Origin of the sequence: Citrobacter sp. CK194 (assembly GCF_030333395.1) — a bacterium.
Classification (GTDB): domain Bacteria; phylum Pseudomonadota; class Gammaproteobacteria; order Enterobacterales; family Enterobacteriaceae; genus Citrobacter_B; species Citrobacter_B koseri.
Window position 1 is genome coordinate 121158 of sequence record NZ_JAOWGA010000018.1, and the last position, 12726, is coordinate 133883.

General features: G+C 54.3%; 10 protein-coding genes. 4 read left to right on the plus strand and 6 right to left on the minus strand.

The window, feature by feature from the left end; genetic code table 11:
* Window positions 1–31 precede the first annotated feature (31 nt).
* Entirely contained in the window at window positions 32–367 is a 336-nt protein-coding gene (locus OGX80_RS12335) for a zinc ribbon domain-containing protein YjdM (protein WP_003031835.1), read from the minus strand.
* Between the two features lie 431 nt (window positions 368–798).
* Between OGX80_RS12335 and crfC the strand changes: the two genes are divergently transcribed.
* Both crfC and OGX80_RS12345 read left to right on the plus strand, forming a co-directional pair.
* Complete coding sequence (gene crfC, locus OGX80_RS12340; RefSeq protein WP_115182196.1) at window positions 799–3153, plus strand: clamp-binding protein CrfC; 2355 nt, start codon at window positions 799–801, stop codon at window positions 3151–3153.
* Window positions 3150–4043: a diguanylate cyclase regulator RdcB family protein gene (locus OGX80_RS12345; RefSeq protein WP_012134530.1), complete on the plus strand. Its 894-nt coding sequence runs from the start codon at window positions 3150–3152 to the stop codon at window positions 4041–4043. Before crfC ends, OGX80_RS12345 begins: the two co-directional genes overlap by 4 nt.
* Before the next feature lie 17 nt (window positions 4044–4060).
* Here the strand turns inward: OGX80_RS12345 and kdgT are convergent, their stop codons facing one another.
* Window positions 4061–5059 (minus strand): 2-keto-3-deoxygluconate transporter, encoded by a 999-nt coding sequence (kdgT, locus tag OGX80_RS12350; RefSeq protein WP_012134529.1) that lies wholly within the window; start codon window positions 5057–5059, stop codon window positions 4061–4063.
* Window positions 5060–5767: 708 nt separating this feature from the next.
* Between kdgT and proP the strand changes: the two genes are divergently transcribed.
* Both proP and pmrR read left to right on the plus strand, forming a co-directional pair.
* Entirely contained in the window at window positions 5768–7270 is a 1503-nt protein-coding gene (gene proP, locus OGX80_RS12355) for a glycine betaine/L-proline transporter ProP (RefSeq protein WP_047459579.1), read from the plus strand.
* Between the two features lie 130 nt (window positions 7271–7400).
* Window positions 7401–7490, plus strand: coding sequence for an LpxT activity modulator PmrR (gene pmrR, locus OGX80_RS12360; protein WP_052194426.1), 90 nt, complete (start codon window positions 7401–7403; stop codon window positions 7488–7490).
* Here the strand turns inward: pmrR and pmrB are convergent.
* The 4 genes from pmrB to fumA all read right to left on the minus strand — a co-directional run bounded on the left by pmrB (window position 7484) and on the right by fumA (window position 12722).
* Window positions 7484–8569, minus strand: coding sequence for a two-component system sensor histidine kinase PmrB (gene pmrB / locus OGX80_RS12365; protein ID WP_024130816.1), 1086 nt, complete (start codon window positions 8567–8569; stop codon window positions 7484–7486). The genes pmrR and pmrB overlap by 7 nt on opposite strands.
* The gene (gene pmrA / locus OGX80_RS12370) at window positions 8570–9238 is read right to left on the minus strand and encodes a two-component system response regulator PmrA (protein WP_012134524.1); all 669 of its coding nucleotides are present in this window, start codon (window positions 9236–9238) and stop codon (window positions 8570–8572) included.
* Window positions 9235–10878, minus strand: a complete 1644-nt coding sequence (gene eptA / locus OGX80_RS12375) for a phosphoethanolamine transferase EptA (RefSeq protein WP_115182195.1) — start codon at window positions 10876–10878, stop codon at window positions 9235–9237. The genes pmrA and eptA overlap by 4 nt, the downstream gene beginning before the upstream one ends.
* A 197-nt stretch (window positions 10879–11075) precedes the next feature.
* Complete coding sequence (fumA, locus tag OGX80_RS12380; protein ID WP_047459573.1) at window positions 11076–12722, minus strand: class I fumarate hydratase FumA; 1647 nt, start codon at window positions 12720–12722, stop codon at window positions 11076–11078.
* Window positions 12723–12726: the final 4 nt, after the last annotated feature.

Below are 12726 nucleotides of genomic sequence, written 5' to 3' on the forward strand. Positions count from 1 at the left end.
CGGCGTAAACGCCTTACCGGGCCTGGAAAAATCAGTTCTTTTTCACGAACTCAGATTTCAGCTTCATCGGGCCAAAGCCATCGATCTTGCAATCAATGTTGTGGTCGCCTTCAACCAGACGGATGTTCTTCACTTTGGTGCCAATTTTCAGCATGGAAGAACTGCCTTTTACTTTCAGATCTTTAACAACGGTCACGCTGTCGCCGTCTGCCAGCAGGTTGCCGTTGGCATCTTTTACGATCAGCTCGTCGCTGTCCTGCGCCGGTTCTGCGTCGTTCCATTCATGGGCGCATTCCGGGCAGATGAACATGCCGTTATCTTCGTAGGTATATTCGGAGTTGCATTGTGGGCAATGGGGTAATGACATGTCGATTTCCTCAAAAAAGTCAGCAGGGGCAAAAGCGCCCAAAAAATGGCAGATTGCCGAAAAAGGCCGCAATTATACACAAAATCCTTAACGTTGTCGGGACTACTCGCAATTTAAGGATACGACAACCTGTGGCTGAAGGTTGCCGCCAGGGTAAGAAAAATGTCATGACTATTTTTTTAAGGGAAATTGCTACGTTTTACTATTTAAGATAAGGTGAGAGGAACGACCAGACGCGTTATAAATCTTTATCCCTCTTACTTTTACACAGTAAGAGAGACAGGTGTGGTTGATAAAAATATCTCTAATATTAACAATAAGTTATTTTAATAAAATTATTTCCACACGTAATTATAAAAGCCGAAAAGCAAACAAATAAAATCATCCGGCTAAATAAAAGTAATAAAGTTTGCGTTAAGGAAAGATTTTCCATGTACACACAGACAATATATGAATTAAGCCAGGAAGCGGAAAGATTGTTGCTGCTTTCTCTGGAACATCTCCAGTTATTGCAACAACTGCCTGTGGCTTCGCTGGATGGCGCCGCTCAGGAAGGGGGGGAAGGGAATGAAAATACCCGGCCTCAGCCTGTTAGCGGGCGTGACGTGGAGGCTCAGCACGGCACGCTCAATAATGAGCTACGTAAAATAACGCGCCTGGAGATGGTGCTGGCGATTGTCGGGACGATGAAGGCTGGGAAGTCGACGACAATTAACGCCATTGTCGGAACCGAAGTCCTGCCCAACCGTAATCGGCCGATGACGGCGTTACCGACGCTGATTCGCCATACGCCAGGGCAGAAAGAGCCGGTGCTGCATTTTTCTCACGTTGCGCCGATTGATACGCTCATGCAAACGCTGCAACAGCGTATGCAGGCGTGCGATCGCCAGCATCTGACCCAGGTGCTGGAAATCGATAAAGACATGAATGCGCTGCTCCAGCGAATTGAAAAGGGCGTGGCTTTTGAGCGTCATTACCTGGGCGCGCAGCCCATCTTCCACTGTCTGAAAAGCCTGAACGATCTGGTGCGCTTGTCAAAAGCGCTGGGGGTCGATTTTCCTTTTGCGGCGTATGCCGCGATTGAACATATTCCGGTGATTGAGGTGGAGTTTGTGCATCTGGCGGGGCTGGAGAACTATCCGGGGCAACTGACGCTACTGGATACGCCCGGCCCTAATGAAGCCGGGCAACCGCACCTGCAAAAGATGCTTAATGAACAGCTGGCGCGCGCTTCTGCCGTACTGGCGGTGATGGATTACACCCAACTGAAATCCATTTCGGATGAAGAGGTGCGCCAGGCCATTGCGGCGGTGGGGAAATCCGTGCCGCTGTACGCACTGGTGAATAAGTTTGATCAGAAAGACCGCAACAGCGACGATGAAGAACAGGTTCGCGCGCTGATTTCCGGCACGCTGATGAATGGCAGCATTACGCCCGGGCAAATTTTTCCGGTCTCTTCCATGTGGGGGTATCTGGCGAATCGCGCGCGTCACGAACTGCGGGTGCACGGGCGGTTGCCGGATCATCAGGAACAGCGCTGGGTGCAGGATTTTGCCGAGGCCGCGCTCGGCAGGCGCTGGCGGAGCGCCGATCTTGATGATATCGAACATATTCGTCATGCCGCCGATCTGCTGTGGGAAGATTCGCTATTTGAACAGCCCGTACAGCGACTGATTCACGCCGCTTACGCCAACGCCTCACTGTATGCGCTCCGGTCGGCGTCGCATAAGTTATTGAATTACGCACAGCGCGCGCGTGAATATCTGGATTTTCGCTATCACGGGCTGACGGTGGCGCATGACGCGTTGCAGGTCAATATTTCCCGCGTCGAAGAAGATATGCGACAGCTTCAGGTGAGCCAGGATCGCGTGAGCGATGAGGTTGGCCATGAAGTTGAACGGATGATGGAGGCGGCAAACACGTTCCTGAGCCAGCAGCAGGCCGATATTTTGCACCGCATCGCGCCGCTTTTTCGCGAAGAGAGCGTAGTGGCGTGGCTGCCGCGCGATCCCCTTTCCCCTGAGCAGGAGGCGGTGGTCGAGGGCGAAACGCTGGTGCTGCATAACGAAAGGCAGGCGCAGGTCGTTTTAAGCAAAATGCGTGCGTCATGCGAAGCGGTATTACTGGCGGCGCAGGAGAATATTAGCCGCGATCTGGCGCTGCGCTTCGAACAGCTCGAATCGACGCTAAGCCGGGTGTTAAATGACGCGATGCGGCCAATTGAGGCGCGGGTAAAAGACGATCTGAGCCAGGCGGGGTTCCGGGCGCGAATCAGCTTCCCGACGTTTCATGCCAGTATGTTTAACTTCAATACTCAACCGTTGTTTAGCGAGGCGGTCGCTCAGGAGAACCCGCCGGAAGGCGCCGCGCCTCGCGCGGGCGGCGTGCGCGACACCTTTGCGCGCTGGCTGAATCAACCGAACTGGGGATGGAATGATTATGTGGAAGCCAGGACACGCTATGTCATTGATATAACGGCATTGCATAACACTCTGATCCAGCATGTCAGCCATTTCTTCCAACAAATTCATAAAGCTTTAGATGCCCAGGTCGATGTTTCTGTTACGGCAGGTATGGCGACCTTTTTTGCCGATTTTTCGTTGTGTCTGTCGGGATTGCAGGAGAGCTTGCGCGAGAGTCTGGTGACGCGCCAGCAACATGAATCGGTTGTGAACAGACTGAGCCAACAGTTACAGCACAGTATCTCCGCCACCCGGTGGATTCATGAAGATTCCCGCCTGTTACGTGATGATATCCAGACCCTTTTTGCAGCCGAGCACTCATGACGAACGTGTTACTGGAAGGCCCGGGACGGATGCTGGAATGCATCCACCCGAAGTTTATGGTCGATCTGGTTCAGGGAGAAGAGCCGAAGCGACCTGGCGGCAACCTGCAACAGCAGCAGCGTTTTCGCGAACGCCTGACGCAAGAAATTCTGAGCCAGACGCAGCTTCGCGCCTGGGTCATGGCGGGCGTATTCAATGAGCATCTGATGATGCGTCTTAAGCTGGTGGAAAAACTGGCGGGGATGCTCGATCCCGGCCATCTGGCGCTGACGCGCATTTCCCGGCAATTGACCCTTCTGCAACAGACGGAAAGCCCCAGAGGGCAAGCTATTCCTGGCATCACGCAGCAGTTAGCGGCGCTGAGCGACGGGTTTGCCCGGCGCAGCGAACATAAAGAGAAGGCGCTGACCCGGCGTGGATTGACGGTGCAGGCGGGCGAACACAGCGAGCAGATTTTTACCCGCTGGCGCGCCGGAGCCTATGACGGCTGGTCATTGCCGGGGCGCTGTTTTGTCGCGCTGGAGGAGCTGCGCTGGGGGCCGTTTGGCGATGCCTGTCGGTTGGGCAATATGGAAGTGGTCGCGATGCTGAAAGATAATTTGCGCGCGATGGCTACCGATTATCTGGCGCACAGTATTCACGCCGCGCCCACCACGCGTCATTATTACCATCAGTGGCTTCATTCGCCCGCCGTGGCCGGCGCGGGGGAGCACAATGACATGTTGAGCTGGATTGGCGACTGGTGCGATCCCGATAAACATCCGGTGTGCTGGTCAGTGACCCAGCGCTGGCAGACGGTGGCGTTGGGGATGCCAAGGCTGTGTTCGGCACAGCGACTGGTGGATGCGATGATTGAGGAGATTTTTGCGCCGTCCCCTCTCGTGGGCTGAGAGGGGACGTATGACGTTTAGTGATGGAGGGATTCCGTTGGGTTTGCCTCCGCGTTGCCCGGCGCCGGGACGTTGCCGAAACGTTTTGCATACAGGGCGGTGATAATCGGAACCAGAATCGCCGTCACAATCACGCTGGCGGCAACCAGCGCCGTGGCGGACGCGGCGACGGGTTCAAACGCCGGGTTAATCTGCGCGATGATCACCGGGTTCGCTACCGCAGCGCCTGCCGCAGAGGAGGCCGCGACGCCCGCAGTGCCGTTACCGCCGCCAATGACGCGGTCTGCGATAATCAACGGGATACCGGTAATAATGATAACCGCGACACCCAGCAGGATGCCCAGCAGGCCGGTATCGACAATCACGCTCAGGTTAATGGTGTTACCCAGCGCAAAGCCGAAGAACGGGATCAGCACCGGCGTAGCTTTGCTGAAGAATGCGCGCAGGTCGTGGTCCAGGTTGCCTAATGTGAAGCCAATCAGGAACGGCAGCACGGCGCCGACAAAGTGATGCGGTTCGAAAGAGGCGAGGCCTGCGGAACCCAGAATCACCATTGTCATCAGCGGGCCAGATTCCAGAGACATCAGGACGAACGCGCCGGACTCTTCTTTGGTGCCGTACTGGTTCATCAGGCTGGCGTACAGGCCGCCGTTGGTCATGTCCATTGCGGAGACGATCGCCAGTACGGACAAACCGGCGAAGAAACCGGTTTGAATACCGGTATCCGGGATAAACGAGGCGGCAATCATCGCGACCACCCACGCCACGGCTATTTTAGTAATAACCAGCGTACCCGATTTACGTAATACCGTCCCGGTAGCGCGCAAATCAATCGAGGCGCCAATACAGAAGAACCAGACGGCCAGAATCGGCACGGTGCCGCTGATCATGCCTTTTGTAAATGAACCAAAATAGGCGCCGGTATCCGGGGCCAGGGTATTTAAAATTGCGCCGAGCAGCAGAGGGATCAACATCATCCCGCCAGGGATGCGTTCAATCGTGGCTTTAATTTTCATAAAAGTCCTCACATCTTGTCGCGCGGAACTAACGGACAAGTCGATAAATATTATTTAATTTCAATTTGTTATTTCACAAAGAGAACGGCGGGAAACCCTCTTTCTCCCTGCGTGATACATAATCGAATGTGGCATACGTCTGTTTGTCACAATCCTCAGGGATGTTGCGTCGGGTGTTATCTTGCATTCAGTGGAATATTGATTCAATCAAAATAAAACACTGTTTTAGTTATCTTCATCACATATTTTGCGTAAAGGCCAGGGAACGCGATGATTATTAAAAATGCTGTAAATTGTTTGTGAAGAGTTATGGCGGATTTTTTGCTAGCAGCATAATAGTGACGGACGTGATATTTCGAAAAGAATAACGAAATCGCCTCTCATTTATTGTCAATAATGCGCTTTGCTGACAATGTAAAAATACAGATAAAAATGCCCTTATTTACGCCCGCTGACGAAACGGCAATATATGTGTGAAGTTGATCACAAATTTAAACACTGGTAGGGTAAAGAGGTCATTAACCGCCCAATCAGGCGTCAACAGGTTCGGTTGTACAGACCTTGACCAGTCAGTGTAAGTAAACCTGCTACGCTTGTTCTACGAGGAATTGTGCCCGCACGATTCCAACGCTCGACGGTGACGTTAGCGCTTTGTGCGCCAATGAATGCAGTATGTAGCGAGACAGGGCTTAGTCTACGAGGACAGCTATGCTGAAAAGGAAAAAAGTAAAACCGATTACGCTTCGCGATGTGACCATTATTGATGATGGTAAACTGCGTAAAGCGATTACCGCAGCCTCGCTGGGTAATGCGATGGAGTGGTTTGATTTTGGTGTTTATGGGTTTGTCGCCTACGCGTTAGGTAAAGTGTTTTTCCCGGGGGCTGACCCCAGCGTGCAGATGATTGCCGCACTTGCCACCTTCTCCGTTCCCTTCCTGATTCGACCGCTTGGCGGCTTATTCTTCGGTATGCTCGGCGATAAATATGGTCGCCAGAAGATTCTTGCCATCACGATTGTGATTATGTCGATCAGTACATTCTGTATCGGGTTGATCCCCTCTTATGCCTCTATCGGCATCTGGGCGCCGATACTGTTGCTGCTGTGTAAGATGGCGCAGGGCTTCTCGGTCGGCGGCGAATATACCGGCGCGTCGATCTTTGTCGCCGAATACTCGCCAGACCGTAAACGCGGCTTTATGGGAAGCTGGCTGGACTTCGGCTCCATTGCGGGCTTCGTGCTGGGCGCAGGCGTGGTGGTGCTGATCTCCACCGTTGTCGGCGAGGAGAATTTCCTCGACTGGGGCTGGCGTATTCCGTTTTTCATCGCACTGCCGCTAGGGATCATTGGTCTTTATCTGCGTCATGCGCTGGAAGAGACCCCGGCCTTCCAGCAGCATGTGGATAAGCTGGAGCAGGGCGATCGCGAAGGTTTGCAGGAAGGGCCAAAAGTCTCCTTTAAAGAGATTGCAACCAAACACTGGCGCAGCCTGCTGGCGTGTATCGGCCTGGTGATTGCCACCAACGTGACCTACTACATGCTGCTCACCTATATGCCGAGCTACCTGTCGCATAACCTGCACTACTCGGAAGACCACGGCGTGCTGATTATTATCGCCATCATGATCGGGATGCTGTTTGTGCAGCCGGTGATGGGGCTGCTCAGTGACCGTTTCGGTCGTCGTCCGTTTGTGATTATGGGCAGTATCGCGCTGTTTGCGCTGGCTATTCCGGCCTTTATTCTGATCAACAGTAATATTATCGGCCTGATTTTTGCCGGTCTGCTGATGCTGGCGGTGATCCTGAACTGCTTTACCGGGGTGATGGCCTCTTCTCTGCCAGCGATGTTCCCGACGCACATCCGTTACAGCGCGCTGGCGGCGGCGTTTAATATCTCGGTGCTGATTGCGGGTCTGACGCCGACTCTGGCCGCCTGGCTGGTGGAAAGCTCGCAGAACCTGATGATGCCAGCCTATTACCTGATGGCGATTGCGGTCGTCGGTTTTATTACCGGTATTACCATGAAAGAGACCGCCAACCGTCCGCTGAAAGGGGCGACGCCAGCGGCCTCGGATATCCAGGAAGCGAAAGAAATCCTTGGCGAGCACTACGATAATATCGAGCAGAAAATCGAAGATATCGATCAGGAGATTGAGGAGTTGCAGGCTAAACGTTCGCGGTTAGTGCAGCAGCATCCGCGTATTGACGAGTAAGCTTTAGCGCACCGCCTGATGGTGCTACGCTTATCAGGCCTACAGGCTGCGTTTATCAGGTCGACAAATCTTAATGTTCGCTTAATCTTCGTCAGGCATACTCTCCTCCAGACCATCGGAGGAGAGTGTGATGAAAACGCGAATGTATGAAAGTCTGACAACCCTGTTCAGTATGCTGATTGTCAGCAGTTTCCTGTATGTCTGGGTCACGACTTACTGATCTCTTTTCAACAGCACCCACGCGCGGGTTCCCGTCGTTCCCACACGGTTTTGCAAAAAGAATTGCCCGTGGTGCAGCTGCGTGATGCGGGAGACGATGCTCAACCCCAGCCCGATACCGCCATAGCGGCTGTCCATGCGGACAAACGCTTCACTTAACTCCCCGCATTTACTTTCATCAATTCCCGGCCCTTCGTCTTCGACGGCCATCATCGCGTCGCTTTCCGCATTATTGAGGATAATGGTGATGGTTGACCCTTTCGGACTGTAGCGGTGCGCATTTTCCACAAGATTACGCAACAGCATACGCAGTAGCGTGGCATCGCCGCGCACGGTGGCGTCTGCTGTGCTTTCCGGCAGTTGCAGCGTCTGCTGGCGTGTTTCCAGCATGGTGTTCAGCTCATCGTAAGAGGGCAGGATCACGTCATCCAGCAGCTTCACCGACTGGTAATTACCGGATGAGAACGACTGCCCCACGCGTGCTAATTGCAGCAGCTGCGAAACGCTGTCCATCATTTGATCAAGACGCGCAATCAGCGGCGTGACGTTAACGTTGTGCGCTTTCGCCAGCAGTTCCAGATGCAGACGCACGCCCGCCAGCGGCGTGCGTAGCTCGTGGGCGACGTCGGCGGTGAACAGGCGTTCATTCTCCAGCGTTGTCGTCAGGCGAGTGACCAGTTGGTTAAGCGCCGAGACAACGGCTTCAATTTCAATCGTCGAGCTGTGAATGTCGATGGGCGTCAGGTTATCGGCCGTGCGGGCTTCCAGCTCTTTTTGCAGGTCGGCAAGCGGGCGGGTGATGCGCCGGACGGCCTGATAGCAGATCAGCAGCGTCAGGCTGACCATAAACACGGCGGGAACGATCAGGCTGGCGACCGCTTCGCGAACCTCATGCCTGATGTGCCGATCGTTATTCCTGTCCTCCAGCAGCGCCTGCTCGAAAAGCTCAATCTGTTCGGTGCTCTCGTGCCATAGCCAGAAGGTGCTGATCAGTTGCAGCACCAGCAGGATAGAGCCAATGGTCAGCATCAGACGCTGACGAAGGGTCATCGGTCTGTGCAGAAAACGCGTAAGGTTCACTTAGTTTTCCTCAACGGCAACCAGCATATAACCAAACCCGCGCACCGTGCGGATACGTGATTTCCCCACTTTGTCGCGCAGGTTGTGAATATGCACTTCCAGGGTATTGGTTGACGGTTCGTTATCCCAGTTATAGATGTCGTTATACAAGATTTCACGGTGTACCGGGCTGCCTGCTTTGAGCATCAGCCGCGACAGCAGCGCATACTCTTTGGGCGTTAAGATAAGCTCTTGCCCGGCCAGCCACACCTGACGACGCCCCAGATTCAGCATCAGATTGCCGACGGTCAATTCGCTTTCACCCTGATTGTGATGACGACGCAGCAGCGCGCGAATACGCGCATGTAACTCCTCCAGCGCAAACGGCTTTACCAGATAATCATCCGCCCCGACATCCAGCCCGGTGATGCGGTCGTTGAGCGTGTCGCGGGCGGTGAGGATCAATACCGGAAGGGTGTATTTTTTCTGTCTTATTCGCGTCAGAAAATGCAGACCGTCCTCATCAGGCAACCCAAGATCCAGCACGACCAGGCTGTAATGCCCTGTTTCCAGACAGTGTTCCGCCGCCCGGGCGGTAGAAACGCCGTCGCAGGCGTAACCCTCCGTTTGTGCAGCAAGTATCAGTCCCTGTAATAACAGCGTATCGTCTTCAACAATCAGAATTTTCATTCAGTTAGCCTCCTGCAAGGTTGCAGAATATCGTCTGCGGCCTGGTAGTTCCTGGTCTGTACGCCCGTTAATCCGAGCATGGTTGAGAAAAGGTTGTCCTGCGAGAAATCCTCCTGGGCTGCCCGCTTTTGCAAACATGTCAGGTCTGTCCGGTAACGTTTCTGATAATCCTCCGAGAGCCAGAGGAGCATCGGGATATGCTTTTGCGCATCCGGCGCAATGGCGTATGGCAGCCCATGCAAATAGACGCCATTTTCTCCTAAAGATTCACCGTGGTCGGAAAGATAGACCAGGCTGGTGGTGAATTTATCCTGATGCGCTTTTAATATATTGATTGCCTTATCAACAATATAGTCCACGTACAGTACGGTATTATCGTAAGTATTCACTAACTGTTGCTGCGAACAGGTCTGAATTTCATTGGTGTCGCAGGTCGGGGTAAATTGCGCAAACTGCGGCGGATAACGGTGATAATAGGTCGGGCCGTGGCTGCCGATGGTGTGCAGCACAATGACGCCGTCGCCCTGGAGTTTATCGATGTATTCCTCCAGCCCGTGAAAGAGCACTTCGTCGTAACATTCGCTGTTAATGCACTGACCCGGCAATTTCAGCGCGGTCATATCCTGATGCGGCACGCGATCGCAGGCGCCTTTACAGCCGCCGTCGTTATCGTTCCACAGCACGCTAACTCCGGCTCGCTGAATGATGTCCAGCAACCCTTCCTGATGGTGCGCCAGCCCTTCGTTGTAGTGTTTACGCGGCATACCGGAAAACATGCAGGGAACCGAGATCGCCGTTGCGGTGCCGCAGGAGGTGGTGTGCGGGAAGTAGACCACATTATCCTGCGCCAGACGCGGGTTGGTTTGCCGTGAATAGCCAGACAGCGAGAAGTTATCCCCACGCGAGGTTTCGCCGACGATCAGGATGGTCAGATTATGCCGTTTTTCTTTCAGCATCGCGGGATTGCGATGCGCATCTTCGCCAATGCGTACCAAAGGCAGGTTGGCGAGTTGCTCATGTGAATACCACGACCAACTGGCGACCAGGCTGTTCGACGGGCTGAGAGACTTGATCAGCTCTTTGTTATTGCGAAAAAGCGAGGCGTAATCTTTGTAGAAGCAGGCGGCGACCAGCACGATCAGCAGAAGCGAAGCCAGCACGTTGAGGGCGCGATACGCGCCGCTGCGTAATGTCAGAGAGGTCGGTTTGATTTTGATGCTACAGGCGATTACCGCCGCCAGAAGGCCGCTTAATCCCAGCGTAAGCGCCATTTGCGGCGTGACCAGCGCGAACGTTTCTGCCGGTGTGGTATCCATCATGTTGGCGATCATGGAGCGGTCCATGACGATGCCGTAGGTCATGATGAAGTATTGCGCGGCGGCGCCCGTCAGAATAAAGAGGCAGGCCAGCGGGCGGTTAAGCCACAGGAACGACGCCAGCGTCAGTACGATATTGATGACGCTAAACGCGACAAGCGGCATGGATAAAAACACCAGCACGTTGTGCATTGAATCCAGCGGCAGGGCTTGCATCACCTGCTTGTAGAAAGCGATGTTCAGACAGACGGCGATGTAGAATGAAAGGAGTAACAGCCAGGTAATGTGTCCGAGGGTCGGTCTTTTTAAAACGCGCTTCAGCATTATGGTATGTCCATCAACTAAGTGCGCCGATCCTCGCAAAGCAACATTAAGCCAACCTTAAGTTTTTAAGGTTGTGGGGCGACCTGCGATCGTCGCCACAGGACTGATAAACGTAGCGCCATCGGGGGTAAACGGCGTATCCGCCATGCTGTAAATAAAGGGAAAAACGGCCCGACAGGATCGCCGGGCCGGGCAGGTTATTTCGCGCAGTTCGCGCACTGTTTGCTGACAATCTGCTGGAAGAAATCGTTGCCTTTGTCATCCACCAGGATAAACGCCGGGAAGTCTTCCACTTCGATTTTCCAGATCGCTTCCATACCCAGTTCCGGGTACTCCACGCACTCCAGATGCTTGATACTCTGTTGCGCCAGCACCGCAGCCGGGCCGCCAATGCTGCCCAGATAGAAGCCGCCGTATTTGTGGCAGGCGTCGGTGACCTGCTGGCTACGGTTGCCTTTCGCCAGCATGATCATGCTGCCGCCGTGAGATTGCAGCAGGTCAACGTAGGAGTCCATGCGTCCTGCGGTGGTTGGCCCCAGAGAGCCGGACGGGTAGCCTGCTGGCGTTTTCGCCGGGCCTGCGTAGTAGATGGGGTGATCTTTAATGTACTGCGGCAGACCTTCGCCGGATTCGATGCGCTCTTTCAGCTTCGCATGGGCGATATCGCGACCGACGATGATGGTGCCGCTCAGCGACAGGCGGGTTGATACCGGGTACTGTGAAAGCTGGGCGAGGATCTCTTTCATCGGCCGGTTGAGGTCAACTTTCACCACTTCGCCTTCACCGGCCTGACGCAGGGCTTCCGGGATGTACTGCGCGGGATTGTGTTCCAGTTTTTCGATCCAGATCCCTTCACGGTTGATTTTGGCTTTGATGTTGCGGTCAGCCGAGCAGGAGACGCCCATGCCGACCGGGCAGGACGCGCCGTGACGCGGCAGGCGGATTACCCGGATATCGTGCGCGAAGTATTTACCGCCAAACTGTGCGCCGAGGCCGAGCTTCTGCGCCTCTTCCAGCAGTTCCTGTTCCAGTTGAATATCGCGGAAGGCCTGGCCGTGTTCGTTACCTTCAGTCGGCAGACCGTCGTAATAATGCGTACTGGCCAGCTTCACGGTTTTCAGCGTGCTTTCCGCCGATGTCCCGCCAATCACAAACGCGATGTGGTACGGCGGGCAGGCTGCGGTGCCCAGAGTGCGCATTTTCTCAACGAGGAAGTTTTTCAGCTTGCCGGGCGTCAGCAGCGCTTTGGTTTCCTGATACAGATAGGTTTTGTTCGCCGAGCCGCCGCCTTTTGCCACGCAGAGGAACTTGTATTCATCGCCATCAACCGTGTAGAGGTCGATTTGCGCGGGCAGGTTGGTGCCGGTGTTGACCTCTTTGTACATATCCAGCGCGGCGTTCTGCGAATAGCGCAGGTTGTCTTCGATATAGGTGTTGAACACGCCTTTGGAGAGCGCGGCTTCATCGCCGCCGCCCGTCCAGACGCGCTGGCCCTTTTTACCGACGATAATCGCCGTGCCGGTATCCTGGCAGGTCGGCAGAACGCCTTTAGCGGCAATTTCGGAGTTGCGTAAAAATTGCAGCGCGACGTACTTATCGTTTTCGCTGGCTTCGGGGTCATGGAGAATGGAGGCGACTTGTTGCTGGTGCTCCGGGCGGAGCATAAAGGAGGCATCGTGGAAGGCTTGCTGGGCCAGGAGCGTCAGGGCCTGTGGCTCAACCTTCAGTATCGACTCTCCTTCAAATTCGCCAACGCTAACGTGATCGGAGGTCAGGAGATAATACTCCGTTTTGTCTTCCCCCATCGGGAAAGGCGCCTGATATATAAATTCTTTATTCGACATATGC

Coding starts and splice junctions, on each gene's coding strand:
- OGX80_RS12335 (WP_003031835.1), bottom strand. CDS start 367: ATGTCATTACCCCATTGCCCACAATGCAACTCCGAATATACCTACGAA.
- crfC (WP_115182196.1), top strand. CDS start 799: ATGTACACACAGACAATATATGAATTAAGCCAGGAAGCGGAAAGATTG.
- OGX80_RS12345 (WP_012134530.1), top strand. CDS start 3,150: ATGACGAACGTGTTACTGGAAGGCCCGGGACGGATGCTGGAATGCATC.
- kdgT (WP_012134529.1), bottom strand. CDS start 5,059: ATGAAAATTAAAGCCACGATTGAACGCATCCCTGGCGGGATGATGTTG.
- proP (WP_047459579.1), top strand. CDS start 5,768: ATGCTGAAAAGGAAAAAAGTAAAACCGATTACGCTTCGCGATGTGACC.
- pmrR (WP_052194426.1), top strand. CDS start 7,401: ATGAAAACGCGAATGTATGAAAGTCTGACAACCCTGTTCAGTATGCTG.
- pmrA (WP_012134524.1), bottom strand. CDS start 9,238: ATGAAAATTCTGATTGTTGAAGACGATACGCTGTTATTACAGGGACTG.
- eptA (WP_115182195.1), bottom strand. CDS start 10,878: ATGCTGAAGCGCGTTTTAAAAAGACCGACCCTCGGACACATTACCTGG.
- fumA (WP_047459573.1), bottom strand. CDS start 12,722: ATGTCGAATAAAGAATTTATATATCAGGCGCCTTTCCCGATGGGGGAA.